The following is a 24496-nucleotide window of genomic DNA, read 5'->3' on the forward strand; positions in this document are numbered from 1 at the left end:
TGAGGGGTGCCATGCCGTGACGAGGCCACGCCGTGACGGGGGAGGGGTCCGGGACGCTGATGCGGCCATCGGTGTCGTTCCGTCCGGTATCAGAGGGAATCACGGGGTCTGAGACAACCCACGAGTCCTTCCCGGCGTCTGTCTGAGTAGCCGGCAGCGGGTGCCCCGGCCGGATCGGCGAAACCCTGGCATCCAACGCGTTTGCGCAGGTCGGAGCCCATTGTCAGTGGCAGCCCGTAGTGTTTCGGGCAGTGGGGACGGCCGCGGGATCGGGCAGGCGGACCGGCCCTGACCACCATGCACGGGGGAGCTATGAGCACGACCGGCGCCGTGACAGCGGCGATCACCCTGACCGATCACGACCTGGACCTCTACTTCACACAGGCGACCACCTCTCACCGGTCGACCGACCCCGCGCCGCCGTGCGTGAGCGGCCCGCACACCGTCGAGCCCCTGCGCCTGGGCGGAGCCCCGGGCCCGGTCACCACGGCCTACTTCACCTACGACCGCCCCGCCGCCCCGGCCCCGCGTCCCCCGTCTCCCGCCCTGCGCGCCCTGACCGCCTTCGCGGCGGCGACGGAGGAACTGGCGGAGCTGCGCCGCCGGTTCGCCGCGCAGCGGGCGTCCAGCCACCTGCCGGCCCTGTTCGAGAAAGGCGCGGACGACACGGACCACCGGACGATGACGGCGCTGATCCGCCCGCTGGCCCCGGCCGCCGGTCCCGGCACCCGCTCGGGGCTGACCTTCGACCTCCCGCCCCGGCTGCTGACCACCGAGTTCGGCCCCGGCCACCTCGCCCGTTTCGAGGACGTCGACTTCCCGGCCGCGCTCACCCATGAGCCGACCCGCCGCTTCCTGCGCGAGACGGGTCTGCCCGAGGACGGCGCCCTGCTCGCCCTGGACACGGACATCCCGCTGCCGACCCTCACCGAGCACTACGCGGACGACGGGGAGATCGCCGGGGCGCTCCCCGGCGGCGGACTCCCGCGACGGGCCGACGCCTTGATCCGTCTGGGCCGGCTGACGGACGACGGCCATGCCCTGCTGGTCGACGGCGCCACCGGCGAGGTGCTGCTCTGGAGCGAGCGGGAGACCACGCCCCCGCGCCCGCTCAGCACGGACGTCTCCACCCTCGCCGTCACCCTCTGGCTGCTGCACCGTGAGCGCGCCCTCGGCCGTGAGCCGTCCCGCGAGCCGGTGACGGACGCCTGCGACCGCCTGGCGGCGGCCATGAGCCGGGCCCTCAGATCCCTCGACAGACCGACGGACCCGGCGGCCCCGCCCCCGCCCCCGGTGGACTGGCAGTACTGGACGCGACTGCTCCAGGACGAGTCCACCGGGGCCAGATGACCGCCCGGCACCCCGGCGGACGGCCTGGAGACAGCCGCCTCGGAGTCAGCCGCCTCAGCGGCGGCGTCCTCAGAGGGACACGGCGATCGCGCTATAGGTGGTCTCCGGCGTCGGCGGAGTGCTGAAGCGGGCGTTGACCACATAGAGCCGGTCGCCGTACCGCGCGGCGGTGGTGGGCACGTCGTAGCGCGGGTCCGTGATCGTACGGCGGAGCACCGCCGTACGGGCCGAGGCGTCGAGCGTGAGGACGCTGACCTGGTTGAGCCGGTTCTGGACGACGAAGAGGGTCCGGCCGCTCCGCAGCAGACCGTCGCCGTAGGTGAGGGAGGAGGTACCGCTCAGGGCGATCTCGACGGCCGTACCGGTGTCCAGGGGAACGCGGTAGAGCCGACCGCCGTTGACGACGATCAGGGCCCTGCCGTCGGGGGTGCCGACCAGGCCGTTGGCGCCGATCCCGGTGGCGGGCTGCACCCAGTCGCCGCCGAGCGGCAGCTCATGGACCGTGCCGGTGCCGCGCCCGCGCGGGACGCCGTAGAGGACGGCACCGTAGGAGTCGGTGAACCAGGCCCGGTCGCCGAGCAGGGTCACATCATTGATGAAGTGTCCGGCCGGGTCGGTGAGCTGATGGTGGGCGACGAGCTTGCCGGTGCGGGAGTCCACGATCCGGGCGGCGCCTCCGGTGGCCCCGGACGAGAGGTAGAGCAGTCCGTCGCGGTCGAGCTTCAGCCCGTTGGTGCCGGTGCCGGTCTGGCCCGCGTAGACCGTGGTGCCCCGGCCGGTGCGCAGATCGGCGCGGTACACGGCCCCGTCGGCGCGGGAACCGAAGTAGGCGTAGGGACCGGTGCCGATGGTGATGCCCTCGGGCAGGAAGCCGTCGGGGAGGGGGATCTCGGTGGGCCAGCCGTCGGGGGACGGCCTGGCGGCAGCGGGGGACACGGGGGCCGCGTCGGCCGGTGCGGTGCCGAAGGCGCCGGCCAGCGCGGCGAGCGCGGTTCCGGCGAGAAGGGTACGACGGTGGGGGAGGGGGTGATTCCGGGACAGGTTCCGGGACAAGGCTCGGCCTCCGGGGCGAGTGAGGTGGGGGCTCTCGGAGCCCCGAGACAACCACCCCACTCTGTGAGCGGGCTGAGAGACGCCGCTCTCCGTCCCGCCCGCCTCGCCCGCCCCGGAGGACGACGTGGAGACCGTGGCGGGAATCGAACCCGCGTAACTGGATTTGCAGTCCAGCCCCTGAGCCTCTCGGGCACACGGTCGTGGTGAGAACGACGGTAGGGCGCGGTGTGCGGGGGGCTCAAGGGATGCGCGGGGGCCGCAATAGGACTGCCATACGGCGTTCACAAGGGTTCATGAAAGGGGGGCGGGAGATCCGCGGGGAAGGCTGTGGGGACGGCGAGGGAAAGGTGACGAGAAGGACGGACGAGGAGAAGGCCGACGGGAAGGCCGACGGGAGGGACGAGGGGAAGACCGGTGAGAAGGGGGTCAGGGGGAGACCGGGGGACCGGGCGGTGGGGGCGTGGGCGCCGGTCGTAGGACCGTCGTAGGACCAAGGTCCCAGCTCACGACGGCCTCCCGACAGGGGTAAAACTTGACTGCGGCCCTTACTCTGCTGGTCATGACGAGCCCGATACCCCGCGACACCGAGGTCGCCGACAGCACCATGACCACCGGAGGGCCTGCGGGCGGGCCGAAGGAGAGCGTGCTGAGCCGGCCGTACCGGGCGCTCAGTATCGGGATCACCTCGGTGGTGCTGCTGATCGCCTTCGAGGCGACGGCGGTAGGGACGGCGATGCCGGTGGCGGCGCGGGAGCTGGACGGGCTGTCGTTGTACGCCTTCGCCTTCTCGGGGTACTTCACGACGAGCCTGTTCGGGATGGTGCTGGCGGGGCAGTGGTCGGACCGGCGGGGGCCGCTGGGACCGGTGACGGCGGGCATCGCCTCGTTCGCGGTCGGGCTGCTGCTGTCGGGGACGGCCGCGTCGATGGTGCCGTTCATCCTGGGGCGCGCGGTGCAGGGCCTGGGCGGCGGCCTGGTGATCGTGGCGCTGTACGTGGTGGTCGGCCGGGCGTACCCGGAGCGGCTGCGGCCCGCGATCATGGCGGCGTTCGCGGCGAGCTGGGTGGTGCCGTCGATCGTGGGGCCGCTGGCGGCGGGCGCGGTCACCGAGCACCTCGGCTGGCGCTGGGTGTTCCTCGGCATCCCCGCCCTGGTCGTGCTGCCGCTGGCGCTCGCGCTGCCGCAGATCCGGCGGCTGGCGGGCCCGGTGGACGGCGCGGACGGCGACGGGGGCGGGGGCGGCAAGGGCGGGCCGTCGTTCGACCGGCGGCGCATCCGGCTGGCGTTCGGGATCTCGCTGGGCGCGGGGCTGTTGCAGTACGCGGCGCAGGATCTGCGCTGGCTGTCGCTGCTGCCCGCGGTGGCGGGCGCGGCGCTGCTGGTCCCGGCCGTGCTGGGGCTGCTGCCGCGGGGCACGTACCGGGCGGCGCGCGGGCTGCCGTCGGTGGTGCTGCTGCGGGGCGTGGCGGCGGGGTCGTTCATCGCGGCGGAGTCGTTCGTGCCGCTGATGCTGGTCACCCAGCGGGGGCTGAGCCCGACGCTGGCCGGGTTCTCGCTGGCGGCGGGCGGGGTGACCTGGGCGGTGGGGTCGTGGGTGCAGTCCCGGCCGCGGCTGGAGCCGTACCGGGAGCGGCTGATGACCGTCGGGATGGTGCTGGTCGCGGCGGCGATCGCGGCGGCGCCGAGTGTGCTGATCGAGTCGGTGCCGGCCTGGACGCTGGCCGTGGCGTGGGCGTTCGGCTGCTTCGGGATGGGGCTGGTGATCGCCTCGACCAGTGTGCTGCTGCTCCAGCTCTCCGCGCCCAGCGAGGCGGGCAGCAACTCGGCGGCGCTCCAGATCTCCGACGCGCTGTCCAATGTGATGCTGCTGGCCCTCGGCGGCGCCGCCTTCGCGGCCCTCGGCGGCGGCACGGTCGGCCATGCCGCCACCGAGGCCTCGGGCGGTTCCCCGGTCGCGTTCGCGGTGGTGTTCCTGCCGATGGCGGTGGTCGCGCTGGTCGGGGCGGTGGTGACGCGCAGGCTGCGGGTGCCCGAAGAGGCGTGAGGGGCGGGGGAGTCGCCGGGGCGCGGATGTGAGCTGGGTCCCACCCGGGGGTGACCCGGCATCGTCCGCGCGTTGACCGGGGCGGGGCGCCGGTAGGGTGGCCCGGTTGTCATACGTAGCCCCGTACGGCGCCGTACCGCTACGGCGCACGACAGCCGCCGCCCGACCACATCCCGGAGACCGTGACTACCGCCCGCCCGTCGCCCGCCACCCCCGTCCATGGAGGGCTCTTCGAGCCCACGCCTATGTCTGCTTCCACGTCTCACTCGCATCATCTGTCCCCGGCGTTTCCCGGCCGGGCGCCCTGGGGTACCGCGAGCAAGCTGCGGGCCTGGCAGCAGGGGGCGATGGAGAGATATCTCCAGGAGCAGCCGCGGGACTTCCTCGCGGTCGCCACGCCCGGCGCCGGGAAGACCACCTTCGCGCTGACCCTGGCGTCCTGGCTGCTGCACCACCATGTCGTGCAGCAGGTGACCGTGGTCGCGCCCACCGAGCATCTGAAGAAGCAGTGGGCGGAGGCCGCGGCCCGGATAGGGATCAGGCTGGACCCGGAGTACAGCGCGGGACCGCTCAGCAAGGACTATCAAGGGGTCGCGGTGACCTACGCGGGCGTCGGCGTGCGCCCCATGCTGCACCGCAACCGGGTCGAGCAGCGCAAGACGCTGGTCATCCTGGACGAGATCCATCACGCCGGTGACTCCAAGTCCTGGGGCGAGGCGTGTCTGGAGGCGTTCGAGCCCGCGACCCGCCGGCTGGCGCTGACCGGTACACCGTTCCGCTCCGACACCAATCCCATCCCGTTCGTGGCGTACGAGGAGGGCGCGGACGGCATCCGCCGCTCCTCCGCCGACTACACCTACGGCTACGGCTCGGCGCTCGCGGACGGGGTCGTGCGGCCCGTCATCTTCCTCTCCTACAGCGGCAACATGCGCTGGCGCACCAAGGCGGGCGACGAGATCGAGGCCCGGCTCGGCGAGCCGATGACCAAGGACGCGGTCAGCCAGGCGTGGCGTACGGCGCTGGACGCGCGCGGCGAGTGGATGCCGGCCGTGCTGCGCGCCGCCGACCGGCGGCTGACCGAGGTGCGCAAGGCGATCCCGGACGCCGGGGCGCTGGTCATCGCCACCGACCAGGACTCCGCGCGGTCCTACGCCAAGCTCATCCGGGACATCACCGGGCACAGTGCGACGGTCGTGCTGTCCGACGACTCCGGCGCCTCCGACCGGATCGACGAGTTCAGCCAGGGCAGCGACCGCTGGATGGTCGCGGTGCGGATGGTGTCCGAGGGCGTCGACGTGCCCCGGCTCGCGGTCGGTGTGTACGCGACGACGATCTCGACCCCCTTGTTCTTCGCCCAGGCGGTCGGGCGTTTCGTCCGGTCGCGCAGGCGCGGCGAGACGGCGTCGGTGTTCCTGCCGACCGTGCCCGATCTGCTCGGGTTCGCGAACGAGATGGAACGCGAACGCGACCACGTCCTCGACAAGCCGAAGAAGGACACCGAGGAGGACCCGTACGCCGAGGAGGACAAGCTCCTCGCGGAGGCGGAGCGGCAGCAGGACGAGGACACCGGCGACCAGGACATGCTGCCCTTCGAGGCGCTAGAGTCGGACGCCGTCTTCGACCGGGTGATGTACAACGGCGCCGAGTTCGGGATGCAGGCCCATCCCGGCAGCGCGGAGGAGCAGGACTACCTCGGCATCCCCGGGCTGCTGGAGCCCGATCAGGTGCAGTTGCTGCTCCAGAAGCGGCAGGCCCGGCAGATCGCGCACAGCCGCAAGAAGCCGGACGACGAGGCCGATCTCCTCGAACTCCCCGCCGAGCGCCGCCCGGTCGTCAGCCACAAGGAGCTGATGGAACTGCGCCGCCAGCTCAACACCATGGTCGGCGCGTACGTCCACCAGAGCGGTAAGCCGCACGGTGTCCTCCACACCGAGCTGCGCCGGGTGTGCGGGGGGCCGCCCGCCGCGGAGGCCACCGCCGGGCAGTTGCGGCAGCGGATCGCGAAGGTGCAGGAGTGGGCGACCCGGATGCGGTGAGCCGGACGCGGTGAGTCGGATGCGGTGAGCCGGACGCGGTGAGTCGGACGCGGTGAGCCGGACGCGGTGAGTCGGACGCGGTGAGCCGGACGCGGTGAGTCGGACGCGGTGAGTCGGCCGGACAGGGCCGGACCCGTACGCGTCCAGATCGGACCGGGCCGTGCGCTGCGCCTGGCGGAGCCGCTTCTCGGGGCCGCTTCTCGGAGCCGCCTCTCAGGGGGGCGATCGACCGGTGATCGTATGTCCGAACGATCATCCGAGGATCGATCGCTCATCACCTCACCGCCCGGGGACGCAAACGATCGGCGTTGCCCGGTGCGAACGATCGCCCTTGGACAGTCCTGCTCGTATCCGGTCAATGTGACCAAGTCCATACCGGCCATTGACCGGATTCTGGACGGAGCCTTCCGCTGAGCGAACCGGCTCGCTACTGTCCCGCTACGCACACGCCCCGTGGCAGCGTCGCCGCGGAGCGCAGCCGTGAAGCGACCTGGGCCCGGACGCCGTCGGGCCGTCAGCCGATCGGCAGCCTCTGATGCGCGTCGCCGACGGGACTCGGCGGCGCCCCGCCGCCCAGGAGGCCGCCGACCCTCACCACTAAGGAGTGGGCGTCGTGACCGCGGAGACCTCTCAGACGCTCGACCGGGGCCTGCGGGTCCTCAAGCTGCTGGCCGACACGGACCACGGGCTGACCGTCACCGAACTCTCCAACAAGCTGGGCGTCAACCGGACCGTCGTCTACCGCTTGCTGGCGACCCTGGAGCAGCACGCCCTCGTCCGGCGCGATCTGGGCGGCCGGGCCAGGGTCGGGCTCGGTGTGCTGGGCCTGGGCCGCCAGGTGCATCCCCTGGTACGGGAAGCCGCGCTGCCCGCCCTGCGCTCGCTCGCCGAGGACATCGGCGCGACCGCGCATCTGACGCTGGTGGACGGCTCGGACGCGCTCGCCGTCGCCGTGGTGGAACCGACCTGGACCGACTACCACGTGGCCTACCGCGCCGGGTTCCGCCATCCGCTGGACCGGGGCGCCGCCGGGAAGGCGATCCTCGCCGCCCGGCAGCAACCGCCGGCGGACCCCGGGTACACCCTCGCCCACGGGGAACTGGAGGCCGGGGCGAGCAGCGCCGCCGCGCCGCTGCTCGGGGTGAGCGGGGTCGAGGGCAGCGTGGGGGTCGTCATGCTCTCGGACGCGGTGCCGGAGCGGGTCGGGCTGCGGGTGGTGGACGCGGCGCGGGAGGTGGCGGAGGCGCTGCGCTGAGCGCCGTACGCGGTCCCGCGCGGTGCCCCGGCGGCGGACGGATCATGTGCGCGCCGTTAGATTGACTCCGTGCTCTCTCGCCTCACACGCCCCTGGGCCCTCGTCGTCTGTGCCGTGCCCGTGGTGGGCCTGATCGCCACGGCCGCGTTCGCTCCGCTGCCGTTCTCGGTGGCGCAGCCCGGTCTGACCGCGAACGTGCTGGGCGACAACCGGGGCGAACCCGTGATCACCATCTCCGGCGCGCCGACCCGCGCCACCTCGGGACAGCTCCGTATGACAACGATCGAGGCGACCCTGCCCGACGAGGAGGTGGGGCTCGGCGAGGTGATCGACAACTGGTTCCGCACGGACCGCGCGGTCATGCCGCGGGACGCGGTCTATCCGAGCGGGGGCAGCGTCCGGGAGATCGAGGAGTACAACGCCGAGCAGATGCGGGAGTCCCAGGACATCGCCACCAAGGCGGCGCTCTCCCATCTCGGCCTGAGCGGAAGCGAGGTGAAGGTCACCCTGAGGCTCGCCGACGTCGGCGGCCCCAGCGCGGGCCTGCTCTTCTCGCTCGGCATCATCGACAAGCTCGACGGCGACGGCGAGGGCGGCGACCTCACCGGCGGCCGGACGATCGCCGGGACGGGCACGATCAGCGCGGACGGCGAGGTCGGCGCGGTCGGGGGAGTGGCCCTGAAGACGCAGGCCGCGCGGCGCGACGGCGCCACGGTCTTCCTGGTGCCGAAGGCGGAGTGCGGGGACGCGCAGGCGGAGCTTCCGGCGGGCCTGCGGCTGATCCCCGTGACGACGCTGGACGGGGCGGTGGACTCACTGGTGGCCCTGGAGTCGGACCCGGGGGCGGTACCTAGCTGCTGACCGGGGGCGGGTCCCGCGCGGGGCCTGACCGGGGGCGGCTTCCGCGCGGGGCCTGATTCGGCTGCGGGGGGTCGGGCGCGGGGTGGTGATCGGTGGGTGCCGGCTGGTGATCGGCGGGTGCCGGGTGCCGGGTGCCGCGCGGCGCTTGATCCGGCTGCCGGGGGCCGGGTGGTGATCGGTGGGTGCCGGTGCCGCGTGGCGGTTGCTCCGGGGTGCTGGGTGCCGGTCGCGAGTGGCGCTCGATCCTGCTGCCAAGGGCCGGTCCCGCGCGGTTCAGTTCGCCAGTGCCGGGCGGTGCGGCGGGTTCACCAGCCGCAGGCCCACCTCCACCAGTGTCCAGCCGACCCGGGTCCGTAGATCACGCGGCTCCCGCGTCTGCCGGGCGAGCCGGTGGGCGTCGGCTTCGGCCCGGAGGTCGTCGGCGCGGGTGTGGTGCAGCACGGAGTGGGTCTCGGGGCGGGTCATGGGACGGGCCTCTCTTGGTCGGGTGGTGCCTCGATCAACCTTGGTCGGATGGCGCTTCGATCATCTGGTGGTGTTCGTCTGCTCAGCCGGTGATCAACCGGCGGTTTCCGTTCGCCTCAGTCCGGGATGAGCGGGAAGGCGTGCGTATGGACGCGGACGGTCTGGACGTCGGGGTCGTCCTCGACCCCGGCCCGATCGCGGTAGCCGTCCACCAGGCCGTGCATCTTCTCGATCAGCTCATGGGCGAGTTCCGGTGTGAGCCGGAGCGTCATGCTGCTGAGGTCCGTACTGGTGGCCCACTCGCGTGACCAGTGCTCCCGGTTGCCGAGCCAGGTGGTCACCTCGCGCGCATGGGTCGTCGCGATCTCATGCAGATACAGCTCGGCCGCACCGCGCACGGCCGGGCTCGTGTCGGCCAGCAGCGCGTCGTCGAAGTGCAGGCCCTTCACGGCCGCCTTCCACCACCGCTCCCGGCCCTTGCCCCGCTCCGGGTCGTCCTCCACGAATCCGTACGAGGCGAGCTGCCGCAGGTGGTAGCTGGTCGCCCCGCTCGACTCGTTGAGCCGGTCGGCCAGCTGGGACGCCGTGGCCGGGCCGCTGATGCGCAGCATGTCCAGCAACTGCATCCGCAGCGGATGGGCGAGCCCGCGCAGCGAACGCGCGTCCAGGACGCGGACCTCGGGCGGGTTCGACGGTGGCGGTGCGGCGGGCGACTCGGGCAGGTCCTCGGGCTCTTCCATGCGTCCAAAGATAGCTATGCAAAGAGATCGGTGCAAGTATTTCTTTGCAACGTCTTCTTTGTGTGCTGGCGGCCGGCTCTCCCTCCATGCCGCGCCCCTCTGTGCCTCCCCCCGTCCCTCACCCCTCCGTGATGAACCCCTCCGCCTTGAGCCAGTCCAGGGCCACCTCGTGTGGGTCGTCGCCGTTCACATCCACCCGTGCGTTGAGGGTCTGCGCCACCTCGTTCGTCAGCTTCCTGGTGATCGGGTCGAGGACGTCCGCGATGGCCGGCCACTTCTCCAGCGCCTTGGTGTTGATTTCGGGCGCCGCGTTGTAGATCGGGAAGAACTTCCGGTCGTCCTCCATGACCACCAGGTTCATGGACCTGATCCGGCCGTCGGTGGTGAACACCTCGCCGTACGTGCAGGCCCCCTTCGCGGTCTGGGTGTAGATGATCCCGGTGTCCATCTGTGTGATGTTCCCGCCGGGCACATGCATGCCGTACGCCTTCTCCAGGCCCGGGAGCCCGTCCGCGCGGTTGGCGAACTCGCCCTCCACGCAGAGCGTCACCGCGCCCGGGTCCCGCCGGGACAGCTCGGCGACCTCGGAGAGCGTCCGGGTGCCGTACTTCTGGAAATTGGCCTGGTTCATCGCGAGCGCGTAGGTGTTGTCCAGGGACGCCGGGGGCAGCCAGGTCAGTCCGTTCTTGGCGTCCGCCGCGCGGACCGCCGCCCACTGCTTCTCGGCGTTGGGGATCGGCTCCGAGTTGCCGAGATACGTGATCCAGGCCGTCCCCGTGTACTCGTACATCCCGTCGGCCTCGCCGGTCTTGACGGCCTCGCGCGCGCCGATCGAGCCCTGGATGCCGGTACGGTCGAGCACCTCCGCGCCGGACGCCTTCCAGGCGAGGCCCATGATGGCGCCCAGGATGAGCTGCTCGGTGAACTCTTTCGACGTGACGGTCAGCTGTGCGCCCTTGAGTGGTTCGCCCTGACCGATCGATCCCGGATGAACATCGTCGACCATGGGCGAGCCACTGGTCAGTCCGCAGCCCGGCGCCGCCATCAGCACCGCCCCGGCCACCGCCAGACAGAGCCTGCGCCGCCCCACGGCCCTCCTCATGTCCCCACCTCCAGCCCCCGGGGCCGCAGCAGCAGCTCCGCCAGGGACGCCAGCCAGTCCACCAGCAGCGCGAGCGACACGGTCAGGATCGAACCGAGCAGCAGTACCGGCATCCGCTGATTGGTGATGCCCGTGGTGATCAGCACGCCCAGGCCGCCGCCCCCGCCGAACGCCGCCAGCGTGGCCGTGCCCACATTGAGCACCAGGGCCGTACGGACCCCGGCCAGGATCAGCGGCACCGCGAGCGGCAGCTCCACCCGCGACAGCACCCCCGTCGACGACATGCCGATGCCGCGGGCCGCCTCCAGCAGCGACGGATCGTTCGCCCGCAGCCCGGCGATCGTGTTCGACAGCACCGGCAGCAGCGCGTAGATGATGATGCCGATCAGGGCCGCCCTGGTGCCGATGCCCAGCCAGATCACCAGCAGCGCCAGCAGCCCGATCGCCGGGGTCGCCTGCCCCACGTTGGCCACCGTCATCGCCACCGGCTGAGCCTTGCGGAACGCCTTGCGGGTCAGCAGGATGCCGCCCGGGATCGCGATGATCAGTACGAAGAACGTGGAGATCACGGTCAGCTGCACGTGCTGCCACAGCGCCTTGGACACCGCCCCGTTCGACAGCGCGTTCTCCGAGATCGTGTCCAGCTGGGCCTGGTCGAACCAGATCCAGGTGCCCAGCAGCAGCGCGATCAGGAACGTCGGCAGGAAGGTCAGCTTCTGCCAGGTGATCCGGCGCGCCGCCGGTGGACGCGGGGGAGGGGGCTCCTTGTCCGTCGCCACCTCACCCTCGTCCCGGAACGGATGGCCCTTCACGTCGTGCTCGCCCGGCGGGCGGCTCTGGTCGGACGAGGTGCTCACGCCGTCGCCTCCGCCCCGGTGCCGCCCTCCTGCTCGGCGTGCGTCTGCTGCGCGCGGGCCTCGGCGAGTTCGTGCGCGTGCTCCATGGCCTCCAGACGGTCGGCCTCCAGCAGTTCGTGCACGGAGTTCATGAGCGTCTCCATGTCGACCACGCCCGTGTACTCGCCGCGCCGCCCGGTCACCGCGACACGCCCGGCGTTGTCGGTGAGGACCGCCTCCAGCGCGTCGCGCAGGGTCGCGTCCCGGGTGACCGTGTCGTGCACCAGCGTGCCCGCCCGCGCGAGCGAGCTCTTGGCCCGCATCAGATCGCCGCGCCGCAGCCACTTGTAGGGCCGCCCGCGCTTGTCGAGCAGCAGGATCTCGTTCGTCCCGCTGGAGCGCAGCAGATTGAAGATGTCCTGGAGCGGGTCGTCCACGGTCACCGTCGGATAGTCGGTGATCTCCACATCGCGGACCCGGGTCAGGTTCAGCCGCTTCAGCGCCGCGCCCGCCCCGACGAAACCGGACACGAAGTCGTCCGCCGGGTTCGTCAGGATCGCCTCGGGCGTGTCGAACTGGGCGATGTGCGAACGTTCACGCAGCACCGCGATCCGGTCACCGAGCTTGATCGCCTCGTCGAAGTCGTGCGTCACGAACACGATCGTCTTGTGCAGTTCGTGCTGGAGCCGGATCAGCTCGTCCTGCAAGTGATCACGGGTGATCGGATCGACCGCGCCGAACGGTTCGTCCATCAGCAGTACCGGCGGATCCGCCGCCAGCGCCCGCGCCACGCCCACCCGCTGCTGCTGCCCGCCGGACAGCTGCCGGGGATACCGGCCGTGGAACTCGCCCGGATCGAGCCCCACGAGATCGAGCATCTCCTCGATCCGGTTCTTGATCCGCCCTTTCGACCAACCGATCATCCTCGGCACCAGCGCGATGTTCTGCGCGACCGTCATGTGCGGGAACAGCCCGGACGACTGGATGGCATAGCCGACCTTGCGGCGCAGCTTGACCGGATCAATGTCGGTCACGTCCTCACCATTGATCCGGATACGGCCACCGGTCGGCTCGATCAACCTATTGATCATCTTGAGCGTGGTGGACTTACCGCACCCCGACGGCCCGACGAAGATGACGATCTCGCCCGCCTTGATCTCCATGCTGACGTTCTCGACGGCGGGCTGCGGATTGCCCGCGTACCGCTTGCTCAGGTTCTCCAGTTCGATCGTGGCCCCGGTGGCGGCGTCAGGCACGAATCCCCCTAGGAATGGTCAGCCGCCCGATCAGCACATACGCGGCGTCGAACAGCAGGGCGAGGACGATGATCCCGAGCGTGCCCGCGAGCACCTGGTTGAGCGCGTTCTTGCTGCCCAGCGAGGCGATCCCGCGGAAGATCTCATTGCCGAGCCCGGGACCGGAGGCATAGGCGGCGATCGCCGCGATCCCCATCAGCATCTGTGTGGAGACCCGGATACCGGTCAGGATCGGCGGCCAGGCCAGCGGCAGCTCGATCCGCGCCAGCCGGGCGAACCGCGACATCCCGATGCCCTTGGCCGCGTCGACCAGGGTGGGATCGACCCCGCGCAGCCCGACGATCGCGTTCCGCACGATCGGCAGCAGCCCGTACAGCGTCAGCGCGATCACCGTCGGCGGCACGCCCAGCCCCACGACCGGGATCAGCAGACCGATCATGGCCAGCGACGGAATGGTCAGCAGGGTCGAGGTCGTGGTCGTGGCGAGCCCGGCGGCCCACTCGGTGCGGTAGGTGACCACCCCGACGACCACCCCGATCAGGGTCGCCACCACCATGCACTGGAACACCGCGCTGGCGTGTTGATAGGCGTCGACGAGCAACTGCTCGTGCTGATTGCTCAGGTACTCCCAGAAGTTCACCCGCGCTCACCCCGGTCGGCCGGCCCGACTGCCTCCTCCGCGCCGGGCCCCTGGGGCGGGCGTCACTCCTGGAGCGCCGCCTGTTCCACCAGCGGGATGAACCGCAGCGGAACGGGGTTCTCCATGACGATCGCCGTGGAGGCCCGGACGATGCCATCAAAACCGACGACCCGGTCGATCACCCGCTGGAGATCGGCGTTGGAGCGGGCCACCAGGCGGCACATCATGTCCCCGGTACCGGTCGTGGTGTGCAGTTCGAGCACCTCCGGAACGGTCGCCAAGTGGGCCCGGACATCGGGCCCTTGCCCCTGCCGGATCTGGAGCGTGGCGAACGCCGTCACCGGGTAGCCGAGCGCCGCGGGATCGACCTGCGGCCCGAATCCCCGGATGACTCCATTCGACTGAAGCCGGTCGAGCCGGGCCTGTACGGTCCCCCGCGCCACACCGAGCCGCCGGGACATCTCCAGCACCCCGATCCGCGGCTCACGCGCCAGCAGCACGATGATCCGTCCGTCCAACCGGTCGATCGCCATGGGACCCTCCGCCTCCACCGCCCGACTGCGCACACCGCGCCCCGGGCGGCCCCGGCGCTGGACACATTGCCCAGCACACGCCCGGGACACCGCACATCCTGCCCGACCGGCTGACCACCGTCATCCCGCCCGCCGAACCCGTGAAGCCCGCCGCCCCCGTGAAGCCCGTAGCACCCGTGAAGCCCGCCGCCCCCGTGAAGCCCGTAGCACCCGTGAAGCACGCCGCCCCCGTGAAGCCCGCAGCACCCGCGCCCACCCCGGTCCCTCCATGCCCCGCCCTCGCCAGTCCCCCTCCGCCACGCCACCCCCGACCACTACCCCCGGGTCACTCCACCCCTCCCGTCACTCCAACCTCCTCAGACCTCACGCCTCACCCTCACACCCCACCCCTCACTCCACCCCCTCCGGCAGCTCCCCCAAGGACGGCTCCCCCAGCCCCCGCAGCGCGGCCCGCGCCGCCGGCGCGTACAGCGGAGAGAAATACGGATTGATCCGCAGCGCCTCCTCCAGATGCCGTCGCGCCGCACCCGTCCGCTCCAGCGCCCGTTCGATCATCCCGCGGTGATAGGCGTACAGCGCGCTGCGCACCCCGCCCCCCTCCCGCGCCTCCGTCGCCCGCACCGTCAGCTTGTGCGCCTCCTCGTCCTCTCCGGTGCGGTGCAGCGCCCAGGCCAGCGCGTCCGCCGCCGCCGTCGAGGGCTGGCGCGCCCACTCCCCGCGCAGCCGCGTCACCGCCTCGTACGGGTCCCCGTGGTCGGCCTCGTAGCGGCCGAGCAGCAGCTCCCCGTCCACCCCGGCCGCCGCCGCGTCCCGCACCTGGGCGCGCACCAGGTCGTACTGCGCCTTCGCGGCCGGCCCCAGCCCCAGTGACTCGTACAGCTCGCCCAGTTCGAGCGCCCACTCCGGGGACGGCTGCGCGGCGAGCGCCGCGCGGTAGGCGCTCAGCGCCTCCGACGTCCGTCCCAGCGCCGCCAGCGCCCGCGCCTGGCCCGCCTGCGCGGCCCGCTGGTCGGGATCGGTGCGCAGGGCCTCGGTGAAGTGCCGCAGCGCCGCCTCCCGGTCGCCGCGCTCCCAGGCCAGCTGCCCGGCCCGCTCCAGCCAGGCCGCCCGTTCCGCGGGCTGCTCGGCGGCAGCGGCGGCGTCCGACAGCACCGCCGCCGCGTCCTCCCGCCAGCCCAGGTCCCGGTAGACCGCCGCGGCCCGCGCCCGTACGGCCGGTGTCCCACGCAGCTCCAGCAGCCGGTCCAGCGCCTTCTTGACCGCCTTGTGATCACCGAGCCCGGTGTACGCGTCGATGAGCATCGGATACGTCGTCCAGCGCCGGGCGTCCTGGCGCTGCGCCTGCTCCGCCCAGGTGCGGGCCGCGGGGAAGTCGCGCCGCGCGTTGGCCAGCGCCGCGAGTCCCTGGAGCGCGGGGACGTTCCCGCGCGGGCGGGTCTCCAGCGAGGTGCGCAGGGCGCGTTCCGCCGCCGGATAGGACGCGGTGTCCGCGAGCCGCCTCCCTTGTTCCACGTACGCCGCGCCGAGCAGCGCCCACGCCTGCGCGTCCCGGGGCCGCTCCTGTACCCGGGTCTCCTGCTCGGTGATCAGCACTGTCAGGTCGGACAGCGCGGCGGGGGCGCCTCCTGTGACTGCCGTCCGGGCCAGCGCCCCCGGACCGGGCGGTGATGGTGGCCCCTCCGCCGGCCGCCACCACCGCCACGCCCACATCCCGCCGACCGCCACACACCCGGCGAGGGAGACGATCAGCACCGCCCTGAGCACGGTCCGCAAGCCGCTCCGCCGCCGGGGCCCTCCCGTGTCCACCCTCTGCTGGAACTCCATGCCGCTCACTGTGCGCCAGCCCCCGCGGCCGATGCCGGCGGCCGATGCGGGCGCCTGCGGGGGTTCACACCGATGGCCCCCGGGTGTCAGGCTGTGATCATGAGCCGTATCGAAGCCGCACCCGACGCGGTCCAGGGCAACCTCACCGACCGGCTGCTGGCGGGTCTGCCGGCCGAGGCCGTCCTGACCGACCCCGACATCACCGCCTCCTACGCCAACGACATGGCGAGCTTCTGTCCCGCCGGCGCCCCGGCGGTGGTGGTGCTGCCCCGCACGGTCGAGCAGGTCCAGCACGTCATGCGCACCGCCACCGAGCTGCGCGTCCCGGTCGTCCCGCAGGGCGCCCGCACCGGACTGTCCGGCGGCGCCAACGCCACCGAGGGCTGCGTCGTGCTGTCCCTGATCAAGATGGACCGCATCCTGGAGGTCAACCCGGTCGACCGGATCGCCGTCGTGGAACCGGGCGTCGTCAACGCCGCCCTCTCCCGCGCGGTCGGCGAACACGGCCTCTACTACCCGCCGGACCCCTCCAGCTGGGAGACCTGCACCATCGGCGGCAACATCGGCACCGCCTCCGGCGGCCTGTGCTGCGTCAAGTACGGCGTGACCGCCGAGTACGTCCTCGGACTCGACGTCGTCCTCGCCGACGGCCGTCTGATGTCCACCGGCCGCCGCACCGCCAAGGGCGTCGCCGGATACGACCTGACCCGGCTGTTCGTCGGCTCCGAGGGCTCCCTCGGCGTGGTCGTCCGGGCCGTCCTCGCCCTGCGCCCCAAGCCGCCCCAGCAGCTGGTGCTGGCCGCCGAGTTCTCCTCCGCGGCGGCGGCCTGCGACGCGGTGTGCCGGATCATGGAGGGCGGACATGTGCCGTCCCTGCTGGAGCTGATGGACGGTACGACGGTCCGCGCGGTCAACGAGCTGGCCCGTATGGGGCTGCCGGAGACCACCGAGGCCCTGCTGCTCGCCGCGTTCGACACGCCCGACCCCGGTCCCGACCTCGCCGCGGTCGGCGCCCTGTGCGAGGCCGCCGGAGCCACCGAGGTCGTCCCGGCCGAGGACGCCGCCGAGTCCGAACTCCTCCTCCAGGCGCGCCGCCTGTCCCTGACCGCCCTGGAGGCGGTCAAGGGCACCACGATGATCGACGACGTCTGTGTGCCCCGCTCCCGCCTCGGCGACATGCTCGAAGGGGTCGAACGGATCGCCGACAAGTACCGGCTGACCATCGGGGTCTGCGCCCACGCGGGCGACGGCAACACCCATCCCACGGTCTGCTTCGACGCCCAGGACCCCGACGAGTCCCGGCGCGCCCGGGAGTCCTTCGACGAGATCATGGCCCTCGGCCTGGAGCTGGGCGGCACGATCACCGGCGAGCACGGCGTGGGCGTCCTGAAGAAGGAGTGGCTGGCGCGCGAGATCGGCCCGGTGGGGCTGGAGATGCAGCGGGCCGTCAAGCAGGTCTTCGACCCGCTGGGCATCCTCAATCCGGGCAAGCTGTTCTGACGTCACCGCGATGGCCGCCCGCCGCTCACTCCCCGTCCTTGGACTCGTCCGAGGGCCACGGGTCGCGCAGCCACAGATCGTCGGCCGGGGTGGGGGCCAGCAGCTCGGCGAGGCCGTCGTCGATGCCGAGCTGCTCGGCCTCAGAGCCCGGCGGAACCACCCTCAGCGTCCGCTCCAGCCAGGCCGACACCTGCGCCGCCGGTGCCTCCAGCAGCGCGTCGCCGTCCGGCGAACTCAGCGCGATCAGCACCACACTGCGCCCCTCCACCTTCGTCGGCCACACCCGCACGTCCCCGTGCCCGCACGGCCGGAACACCCCCTCCACGAGCAGCTCGCGCGCGAACGTCCAGTTGACCGGGTGCTCGGAGTTGATGTGGAACGAGATGTGCACGGCGTACGGATCGTCGGTGCGGTAGCTCAGCAGGGCGGGCACCGGGACGCTCCGCTCGGGCGACAGGATGAGCTTCAGTTCCAGCTCGCGTTCTACGACGGTATGCATGACACGCGTTCCTCTCTTGTCCGGACGGGCCACCTGTGTGGCCCCGCGGAAGCAGAGAGAGGGCGGAGGCCGGACCATTACGCGACTTCGCCGAGATTTTTTTCCGACCTCCTGGAACGGCTTCCTGGAACGGCTTCCTGGAATCCCCTTGTGGAACGGGCTCCTGGAACGGCCCCACAAGGCGGGCACCTGGAACGGCCCCACAAGGCGGGCTCATGGAACAGCCCCACAAGGCGGGCTCATGGGCCGGTCTCCCAGACCGGGTCCCCGCGCACCGCCCCCGGCATCCCGCCGACCACCTAGCACACGCGTGCCCGGAACGAGTACGTCCGCCCGGACGGGCCGTGCGGCTTGCCCCGGTCTGATAGATGTGGAGCCCCCCTTACTCACCCCCGAGCAGATACGGGACGACGGACATGAGCGCCCCAACCCCGGCACCAGGCGACGACAGGCCCCGTGAGGGGTACTACCCGGACCCCTCCATCCCCGGATACGTCCGTTACTGGAACGGCGCCGCGTGGGTGCCCGGCACCAGCCGCCCCGCCCCCGCCGACGGCGAACCGCTCAGTCCCCCGCCCGGCGTCCGGCCCGCGACCCCGGTCCCGCCGGTCGAGGAGACCGGCCCGCACTTCTTCGACGAGGACCCCGACCCGGCCCCCGCCCCCGGCGAGCAGTACGGCAGCCGCCCCGAACCGGCCACCGCGTGGGGCGCCGACCGCGCCCGCCAGTCCGGCTTCGGCGCCGACCAGGACCGCCGAGTCTCCTGGGGCTCCCCGGACCCGGCCGCCCCACAGGGCAACGCCCCGCATGTAGGCGCCTCCCCAGCGGGCGCCCCCTATACAGGCGCCCCCCAGCCGAACGCCCCCAGGGCAGGCGCCCCCCAGCCCAACACCCCCTCCGCCGCCGATCCCCGCCTCCCCCGCGCCGCCGAACCGTCCGCCACTCCGCCCCAGCCCGACGGCCGCTCCGCGCGGACCCACGGCACCGCGAGCATCCCGCCCGCGGACGACGCCGACGGCGGCGCGACCGAGGTCCCCGGTTCCGGCAGCACCTTCGTCTTCCGCCGCCCGACGGCGACCCAGACCCCCGACGAAGGCACCATGACCTTCCGCCCGCAGTCCCCCCAGGGCCCCACCGCCCCTCCGGGCCCGACTGCCCCCTCCGCCCCCCAGACCCACCGCCAGGGCCCCGGTTTCGGCGCCGGAAGAGCAGCAGCGGACCGCGCGAACACCGCCCAGCCCCAGCCGCAATCCCAACCCCATCTCCAGCCCCGCCCCCCGGCCCAGGCAGCCCCCGTAGCCCCTGCAATCCCCACACCCCCGACAACCCCCACCGTCCCCCCACAAGCCACCCCGTCCCCCATCCCCTCCGTCCCCGCACAACACCCCGGCACCCCCCTCACCACCGGCTCGGGCGGCGGACAGTCCTCCTGGGCACAGCAGGTGCACCGACTCGCCGGGGCGTCCGGCGCGGACGGCGCGGCGGCACGCGGCGGAACCCCCGGCTCCGGTGACGAGCCCGTGACCCCCTGGCGCCCCCCGGTCGACGACCCCTTCCAGGCCATGGCCCGCCGCCAGTCCGCCGCCCGCCCCGCCGCGCTCGGCAAGCGGCTCGCCGCGCGGCTGGTCGACACGCTGGCCGTGGCCGCGGTCACCGCGGTGGCCGCCGTACCGCTCGGCGCCAAGGCGCTGGACCACATCGACGGCAAGATCGAGGCGGCCAGGCTCTCCGGACAGACCGTCACGGTCTGGCTGCTGGACGGCACGACCTCGGTCTACCTCGGGATCCTCGTCGGTGTGCTGCTGCTCTTCGGCGTCCTCTACGAGGCGCTGCCCACCGCCAAGTGGGGCCGTACGCTCGGCAAGCGCCTGCTGGGCCTCGAGGTGCGGGACATCGAGGCGCACGAGCCCCCGACCTTCGGCGCCGCGCTGCGCCGCTGGCTGGTCTACAGCGTGCCGGGGCTGCTCTGCTTCGGGCTGATCGGCGTCCTGTGGTGCCTGTTCGACAAGCCATGGCGGCAGTGCTGGCACGACAAGGCGGCCGGTACGTTCGTGGCGGGCTGAGCGCGTACGGCACGAGGAACCCCGCACGTTCGCGCCGGACCGAGCGCCCACGGCACAACGAACCCCGGACGTTCACGCCGGACCGAGCGCCTACGCCACGACGAACCCCGCACCGTCGCGCCGGACCGAGCGCCCACGGCACAAGGCGGCCCCCCACCGCCACCCCGGGCCGACCGCGCGCACCTGATCCGGCCAGGGACGACGGCCTACTCCGGACGGCCCCTCGCCGGATGCGGAGCCCGGAGGTTCGCGGTCCACTCGGGCCATGAGCACCCAACCGCCCCCCGGTTCCGGTGAACCGCCGGACGACGACCCGTTCAGGAAGCAGCCCCCGCCCGGGGAAGGCGCGGGCTCACCGTACGACGCCCCCCGGCAGCAGCCCCCCGCCTGGGGCGGCCAGGGCGACCAGCCCCCGCCCCCCGGCGGAAACGAGCCACCCCCGGGTGGCGGAGACCAACCGCCCCGCTACGGCGACAGCCCGCCACCTCCCGGCGGCGAGGGCCAGCCACCCCCGTACGGCGGCAGCCCCTACGGCGCACCTCCCGGCGGCTATCCGGGCGACCCGCTGGCCGGGATGCCGCCGCTCGCGGACAGCGGTCGGCGCACGCTCGCCCGGATCATCGACATGGTCCTGGTCGGCATCGTCGTCTTGCTGATCACCTGGGGATTCAACGTGGACGAGTACAACGTCAACGGGGACGAGGTGCAGGTCGGCCGGTCCCTCGCGCAGTCCGCGGTCGCGGCGGTGCTCTACATCGCGTACGACACGTTCCTGATCTCCCGGACCGGTCAGACGCTCGGCAAGAAGTGGCTGAAGCTGCGGGTCGCCAACCTGGACAACGGCAACACCCCGTCGGTGCAGAGTTCGCTGATCCGCGCGGCGATCCTGTGGATCCCGTTCGCGTTCTGCTGCGCCTGTGTGTGGACGGCGATCTGCGGCGGCTGGAGCTTCTTCGACAAGCCCTACAAGCAGGGGCTGCACGACAAACCGGCCAAGACGGTGGTGGTCAGCACGGCCTGATCCCCCCCGATGGACACACAGAACGGCGGGCCCGTGGAACCAGGGGCCCGCCGCTCACGTTCTCTGCGAACAACTGTTGCGAACAACTGTTGCGAACAACTGTTGCGAACAACCGTTGCGAACAACCGTTGCGCACGACAGCTGCGAGCAACCGTCGTGAACAACCGATGCGAACAACCGTGGTGTACAACCGGTGCGTACGGACCGGTACCGGTCCAGGAACCTAGGGTCCCTGCACGTGGGTACGCGGCCCAGCGGACACCGGGACCGCCACCGGCTGCTGCGGCACGGGGTGCGCGACAGTGGTGGCGGGAATCCGCTTGGGGGTCTTCTTCATCGGGGCCGTGAGAGCGACGACCAGTCCAAGCGTCAGCGCCGTCACGGTGACGACCGCGATCCCCACCGGGGATGCCGTCTGTGACAGCAGCAGCATGGCGAGGGTCGTAAGGATCACGGTGCACGAGCCGTAGGCGAGCTGTGCGGCAGTCGGACGAGGCATGGCAATCGTGTCCTCGGAAGTGGGGGTGAGACTAGGTTGTCGGCCTGGCTTTCCGCCGACTTCCGGGCGTTCCGCCACTCGACTCTAACGGCGTGGATGCCCTAGGGGAACGAACGGTAAGCGTGACCTGACCCACCGTGCCGGTGCACAGGGGGCGCACCGATTCATCCTGTCCAGTAAGTGGACATTCCCGCGCGCCCGTTGACGGCGTGGTTCCGCATGTACGCGCAGGTGCGGGCCGGTTTGCACGGGGATGGGAGGGGCTGCGATGTTCGCTCAGCGGGGTGAACACACCGCATAGTGCAGTTGACCTGTCCAAGTCAAGGTCTGTCTTTTCTTCGCAACCTCTAGTCGAATGACGTCACTTGACTACACGCGTCGATCAGGAGCGCGCGGGTTCCCCACCAATCCCGGACCCCACCTCCGCGCGCCCGGACGCGGAGGAGGAACTCAAGTGACCAGTAGACCTTGGACGTTCAGAGCCGCGGCGACCGCCGTCGCGTTCGCCGCGGCCACCGCCACCCTCTCCGGTCTCTCCGTGGCACAGGCCGACCCCGCCGGCGCGTCCGGCGCGCCCGCCGTCGACCGCCAGGACCCGGCGTCGGCCCAGGCGCACGAGGAGCCCCACAACCTCAAGGGACCGCTCACCGACACCCAGACCGCGCAGCGCGAGGAAGCCCTCAACCAGGTCATCTCCGGCCAGGCCGAGGTCCAGCGGCGCAACGGCTCCCAGGTCGTCGAGCTGGAGTCCAAGAGGGGCGGCAGCAAGTACGTCGAGCTCGGCCGGGAGAAGACGGACAAGATCTTCACCATCCTGGTCGAATTCGGCGACCAGATAGACAGCCGCTACGGCGGCACCCCCGGACCCCTGCACAACCAGATCGCCCGGCCCGACCGTGCCAAGGACAACAGCACCGAGTGGCAGGCGGACTACAACCAGGCGCACTACCAGGACCTTTACTTCGGTGAGGGCACCGCCTCGATGAAGACCTACTACGAGAAGCAGTCCTCGGGCCGCTACTCGATCGAGGGCGAGGTCGCCGACTGGGTCAAGGTCCCCTACAACGAGGCCCGCTACGGCTCCAACAACTGCGTCCCGGACAACTGCGCCTGGTACGCGGTCCAGGACGGCGTCAACGCCTGGGCGGCCGGACAGAAGGCGGCCGGCAAGACGGACGCCGAGATCACCGCGAAGCTCGCCGAGTACGACCAGTGGGACCGCTACGACCACGACGGCGACGGCGACTTCAACGAGCCCGACGGGTACATCGACCACTTCCAGATCGTGCACGCCGGTGAGGACGAGTCCGCGGGCGGCGGCGCCCAGGGCGAGGACGCCATCTGGGCGCACCGCTGGTACGCCTTCGGCACCGACGCCGGCGCCACCGGCCCCGAGGGCAACAAGCTCGGCGGCACGCAGATCGGCACGTCCGGCGTCTGGGTCGGCGACTACACCATCCAGCCGGAGAACGGCGGCCTCGGTGTCTTCGCCCACGAGTACGGCCACGACCTCGGTCTGCCGGACCACTACGACACCCAGGGCGGCGAGAACTCCACCGGGTTCTGGACCCTGATGTCCTCCGGCTCCTGGCTCGGCACCGGCAAGGACGCCATCGGCGACCTGCCCGGCGACATGACCGCCTGGGACAAGCTCCAGCTGGGCTGGCTGGACTACGACACGGCCAAGGCCGCCACGAAGTCGCGGCACACCCTGGGCCTCGCCGAGTACAACACCAGGAACCCGCAGGCCCTGGTCGTCGAGCTGCCCGACAAGGAGGTGACCACCGAGGTGGTGGCCCCCGCCGAGGGCGCCACCCAGTGGTGGAGCGGCAGCGGTGACGATCTGCGCAACACCCTGACCCGCTCGGTCGATCTGACCGGGAAGACCTCGGCGGCCCTGACCTTCGACGGCTGGTACCAGATCGAGGCCGACTACGACTACCTCTACACCGAGGTGTCCACCGACGGCGGCGCCAACTGGACCGCCGTGGACGGCACGGTCGACGGCCAGCCGATCCCGCGCGACGGCAGCGGCAAGCCCGCCCTGACCGGCACGATCGACGCGTACAAGAAGCTGTCGTACGCGCTGGACGCCTACGCGGGCAAGAAGATCGACCTGCGCTTCCGCTACGCCACCGACGGCGGGGTCGCGCTCAAGGGCTTCGCCGCCGACCGGATCTCGGTCGTCGCCGACGGCACCGCGCTGTTCACCGACAACGCCGAGACCGCCGACGCCGCCTGGACCGCCACCGGCTTCTCCCGCATCGGCGCCTCCTTCACCAAGGAGTACGCGCAGTACTACATCGCGGAGAACCGCCAGTACGTGTCGTACGACAAGACCCTCAAGGTCGGCCCGTACAACTTCGGCTTCTCCACCACCCGGCCGGACTGGGTCGAGCACTACCCGTACCAGAACGGTCTGTTGATCTGGAAGTGGGACACCTCGCAGGCGGACAACAACACCAGCGTCCACCCGGGCACCGGTCTGCTGCTGCCGGTCGACGCCCACTCCACCCAGCTGAAGTGGTCCGACGGCACCCTGATGCGCAACCGCGTCCAGGCGTACGACTCGCCCTTCAGCCTCTCCCGCACCGACGGCATCACCCTGCACAAGGCCGGCGTGCCGACCCGCATCCCGTCGTCGAAGGGCGTGTCGGTCTTCAACGATCACACGAACACCTACTACGACCAGTCGAACCCCACGGCGGGCGTCAAGATCACTGACACCAACACCAAGATCAAGATCGTCAAGGAGGCCAAAAATGGCTCCACGATCTCCCTCGAAGTGGGCCGTGCGGTGAGGTAAGCGACAAATCCCCAGGTCAGACGCGTATCGGCGGGAGCCCCTTGGCGGGCTGCCGCCGATCGTGTTTAGGTGCGTGCTGTGGTTCTCTTATTGACACCGGCTCGCACGGGGGT

20 protein-coding genes and 1 tRNA gene are annotated in these 24496 nt (G+C 71.7%); 9 read left to right on the forward strand and 12 right to left on the reverse strand.

Annotation, left to right across the window (positions count from 1 at the left end; all coding sequences use genetic code 11):
• Nucleotides 1-312: 312 nt before the first annotated feature.
• The gene (locus AB0D49_RS30215) at nucleotides 313-1350 is read left to right on the forward strand and encodes an SUKH-4 family immunity protein (protein WP_362763269.1); all 1038 of its coding nucleotides are present in this window, start codon (nucleotides 313-315) and stop codon (nucleotides 1348-1350) included.
• A 69-nt stretch (nucleotides 1351-1419) separates the two neighbouring features.
• On the opposite strand, the gene AB0D49_RS30220 is transcribed toward AB0D49_RS30215, so the two are convergent.
• Both AB0D49_RS30220 and AB0D49_RS30225 read right to left on the reverse strand, forming a co-directional pair.
• Nucleotides 1420-2403 carry a superoxide dismutase gene (locus tag AB0D49_RS30220; protein ID WP_362763272.1) on the reverse strand — a complete coding sequence of 328 codons (984 nt, stop codon included), beginning with the start codon at nucleotides 2401-2403 and terminating at the stop codon, nucleotides 1420-1422.
• Between the two features lie 125 nt (nucleotides 2404-2528).
• A tRNA-Cys gene (locus AB0D49_RS30225) sits at nucleotides 2529-2603 on the reverse strand.
• Nucleotides 2604-2962: 359 nt separating this feature from the next.
• Here AB0D49_RS30225 and AB0D49_RS30230 point away from each other — a divergent pair.
• The 4 genes from AB0D49_RS30230 (at nucleotide 2963) to AB0D49_RS30245 (ending at nucleotide 8599) form a co-directional block, all read left to right on the forward strand.
• Entirely contained in the window at nucleotides 2963-4447 is a 1485-nt protein-coding gene (locus AB0D49_RS30230) for an MFS transporter (protein ID WP_362763275.1), read from the forward strand.
• 245 nt (nucleotides 4448-4692) lie between these two features.
• Nucleotides 4693-6483, forward strand: a complete 1791-nt coding sequence (locus AB0D49_RS30235) for a DEAD/DEAH box helicase (protein ID WP_362763278.1) — start codon at nucleotides 4693-4695, stop codon at nucleotides 6481-6483.
• Between the two features lie 613 nt (nucleotides 6484-7096).
• On the forward strand, nucleotides 7097-7738 hold the full coding sequence (locus AB0D49_RS30240; protein WP_362763281.1) for a helix-turn-helix domain-containing protein: 642 nt from the start codon (nucleotides 7097-7099) through the stop codon (nucleotides 7736-7738).
• 69 nt (nucleotides 7739-7807) lie between these two features.
• Complete coding sequence (locus AB0D49_RS30245) at nucleotides 7808-8599, forward strand: S16 family serine protease (protein WP_362763284.1); 792 nt, start codon at nucleotides 7808-7810, stop codon at nucleotides 8597-8599.
• Nucleotides 8600-8872: 273 nt separating this feature from the next.
• On the opposite strand, the gene AB0D49_RS30250 is transcribed toward AB0D49_RS30245, so the two are convergent.
• From AB0D49_RS30250 to AB0D49_RS30285, 8 genes are all read right to left on the reverse strand, one after another.
• Nucleotides 8873-9064: a hypothetical protein gene (locus AB0D49_RS30250; protein WP_362763287.1), complete on the reverse strand. Its 192-nt coding sequence runs from the start codon at nucleotides 9062-9064 to the stop codon at nucleotides 8873-8875.
• 116 nt (nucleotides 9065-9180) lie between these two features.
• The gene (locus AB0D49_RS30255) at nucleotides 9181-9804 is read right to left on the reverse strand and encodes a helix-turn-helix domain-containing protein (protein WP_362763290.1); all 624 of its coding nucleotides are present in this window, start codon (nucleotides 9802-9804) and stop codon (nucleotides 9181-9183) included.
• Nucleotides 9805-9922: 118 nt separating this feature from the next.
• Entirely contained in the window at nucleotides 9923-10906 is a 984-nt protein-coding gene (locus tag AB0D49_RS30260) for a glycine betaine ABC transporter substrate-binding protein (RefSeq protein ID WP_362763293.1), read from the reverse strand.
• Nucleotides 10903-11685, reverse strand: coding sequence for an ABC transporter permease (locus AB0D49_RS30265; protein ID WP_362763543.1), 783 nt, complete (start codon nucleotides 11683-11685; stop codon nucleotides 10903-10905). Before AB0D49_RS30265 ends, AB0D49_RS30260 begins: the two co-directional genes overlap by 4 nt.
• Nucleotides 11686-11759: 74 nt before the next feature.
• Nucleotides 11760-12998: a betaine/proline/choline family ABC transporter ATP-binding protein gene (locus AB0D49_RS30270; RefSeq protein ID WP_362763296.1), complete on the reverse strand. Its 1239-nt coding sequence runs from the start codon at nucleotides 12996-12998 to the stop codon at nucleotides 11760-11762.
• Nucleotides 12991-13638, reverse strand: a complete 648-nt coding sequence (locus tag AB0D49_RS30275; RefSeq protein ID WP_362763299.1) for an ABC transporter permease — start codon at nucleotides 13636-13638, stop codon at nucleotides 12991-12993. The genes AB0D49_RS30270 and AB0D49_RS30275 overlap by 8 nt, the downstream gene beginning before the upstream one ends.
• A gap of 62 nt (nucleotides 13639-13700) precedes the next feature.
• Nucleotides 13701-14171, reverse strand: a complete 471-nt coding sequence (locus tag AB0D49_RS30280) for an Lrp/AsnC family transcriptional regulator (RefSeq protein ID WP_362763302.1) — start codon at nucleotides 14169-14171, stop codon at nucleotides 13701-13703.
• 390 nt (nucleotides 14172-14561) lie between these two features.
• Nucleotides 14562-15995, reverse strand: coding sequence for a tetratricopeptide repeat protein (locus tag AB0D49_RS30285; RefSeq protein WP_362763305.1), 1434 nt, complete (start codon nucleotides 15993-15995; stop codon nucleotides 14562-14564).
• A gap of 93 nt (nucleotides 15996-16088) precedes the next feature.
• On the opposite strand from AB0D49_RS30285, the gene AB0D49_RS30290 reads away from it, so the two are divergent.
• Entirely contained in the window at nucleotides 16089-17495 is a 1407-nt protein-coding gene (locus AB0D49_RS30290) for an FAD-linked oxidase C-terminal domain-containing protein (RefSeq protein ID WP_362763308.1), read from the forward strand.
• 25 nt (nucleotides 17496-17520) lie between these two features.
• On the opposite strand, the gene AB0D49_RS30295 is transcribed toward AB0D49_RS30290, so the two are convergent.
• Complete coding sequence (locus AB0D49_RS30295) at nucleotides 17521-17994, reverse strand: SsgA family sporulation/cell division regulator (RefSeq protein WP_362763310.1); 474 nt, start codon at nucleotides 17992-17994, stop codon at nucleotides 17521-17523.
• Nucleotides 17995-18410: 416 nt separating this feature from the next.
• On the opposite strand from AB0D49_RS30295, the gene AB0D49_RS30300 reads away from it, so the two are divergent.
• On the forward strand, nucleotides 18411-20057 hold the full coding sequence (locus tag AB0D49_RS30300) for an RDD family protein (protein WP_362763313.1): 1647 nt from the start codon (nucleotides 18411-18413) through the stop codon (nucleotides 20055-20057).
• Between the two features lie 265 nt (nucleotides 20058-20322).
• On the forward strand, nucleotides 20323-21078 hold the full coding sequence (locus tag AB0D49_RS30305) for an RDD family protein (RefSeq protein WP_362763316.1): 756 nt from the start codon (nucleotides 20323-20325) through the stop codon (nucleotides 21076-21078).
• A 223-nt stretch (nucleotides 21079-21301) separates the two neighbouring features.
• Here AB0D49_RS30305 and AB0D49_RS30310 read toward each other — a convergent pair whose 3' ends face one another.
• On the reverse strand, nucleotides 21302-21577 hold the full coding sequence (locus tag AB0D49_RS30310) for a hypothetical protein (protein WP_362763319.1): 276 nt from the start codon (nucleotides 21575-21577) through the stop codon (nucleotides 21302-21304).
• Between the two features lie 454 nt (nucleotides 21578-22031).
• On the opposite strand from AB0D49_RS30310, the gene AB0D49_RS30315 reads away from it, so the two are divergent.
• On the forward strand, nucleotides 22032-24383 hold the full coding sequence (locus AB0D49_RS30315) for an immune inhibitor A domain-containing protein (protein WP_362763322.1): 2352 nt from the start codon (nucleotides 22032-22034) through the stop codon (nucleotides 24381-24383).
• Nucleotides 24384-24496: the final 113 nt, after the last annotated feature.

This window comes from Streptomyces sp. NPDC048290, from assembly GCF_040652095.1.
Classification (GTDB): domain Bacteria; phylum Actinomycetota; class Actinomycetes; order Streptomycetales; family Streptomycetaceae; genus Streptomyces.

What these genes read in the sequence shown, in the direction of transcription:
- AB0D49_RS30215 (WP_362763269.1), top strand. Translation starts at nt 313, where the DNA reads ATGAGCACGACCGGCGCCGTGACAGCGGCGATCACCCTGACCGATCAC.
- AB0D49_RS30230 (WP_362763275.1), top strand. Translation starts at nt 2,963, where the DNA reads ATGACGAGCCCGATACCCCGCGACACCGAGGTCGCCGACAGCACCATG.
- AB0D49_RS30235 (WP_362763278.1), top strand. Translation starts at nt 4,693, where the DNA reads ATGTCTGCTTCCACGTCTCACTCGCATCATCTGTCCCCGGCGTTTCCC.
- AB0D49_RS30250 (WP_362763287.1), bottom strand. Translation starts at nt 9,064, where the DNA reads ATGACCCGCCCCGAGACCCACTCCGTGCTGCACCACACCCGCGCCGAC.
- AB0D49_RS30255 (WP_362763290.1), bottom strand. Translation starts at nt 9,804, where the DNA reads ATGGAAGAGCCCGAGGACCTGCCCGAGTCGCCCGCCGCACCGCCACCG.
- AB0D49_RS30260 (WP_362763293.1), bottom strand. Translation starts at nt 10,906, where the DNA reads ATGAGGAGGGCCGTGGGGCGGCGCAGGCTCTGTCTGGCGGTGGCCGGG.
- AB0D49_RS30280 (WP_362763302.1), bottom strand. Translation starts at nt 14,171, where the DNA reads ATGGCGATCGACCGGTTGGACGGACGGATCATCGTGCTGCTGGCGCGT.
- AB0D49_RS30285 (WP_362763305.1), bottom strand. Translation starts at nt 15,995, where the DNA reads ATGGAGTTCCAGCAGAGGGTGGACACGGGAGGGCCCCGGCGGCGGAGC.
- AB0D49_RS30295 (WP_362763310.1), bottom strand. Translation starts at nt 17,994, where the DNA reads ATGCATACCGTCGTAGAACGCGAGCTGGAACTGAAGCTCATCCTGTCG.
- AB0D49_RS30300 (WP_362763313.1), top strand. Translation starts at nt 18,411, where the DNA reads ATGAGCGCCCCAACCCCGGCACCAGGCGACGACAGGCCCCGTGAGGGG.
- AB0D49_RS30305 (WP_362763316.1), top strand. Translation starts at nt 20,323, where the DNA reads ATGAGCACCCAACCGCCCCCCGGTTCCGGTGAACCGCCGGACGACGAC.
- AB0D49_RS30310 (WP_362763319.1), bottom strand. Translation starts at nt 21,577, where the DNA reads ATGCCTCGTCCGACTGCCGCACAGCTCGCCTACGGCTCGTGCACCGTG.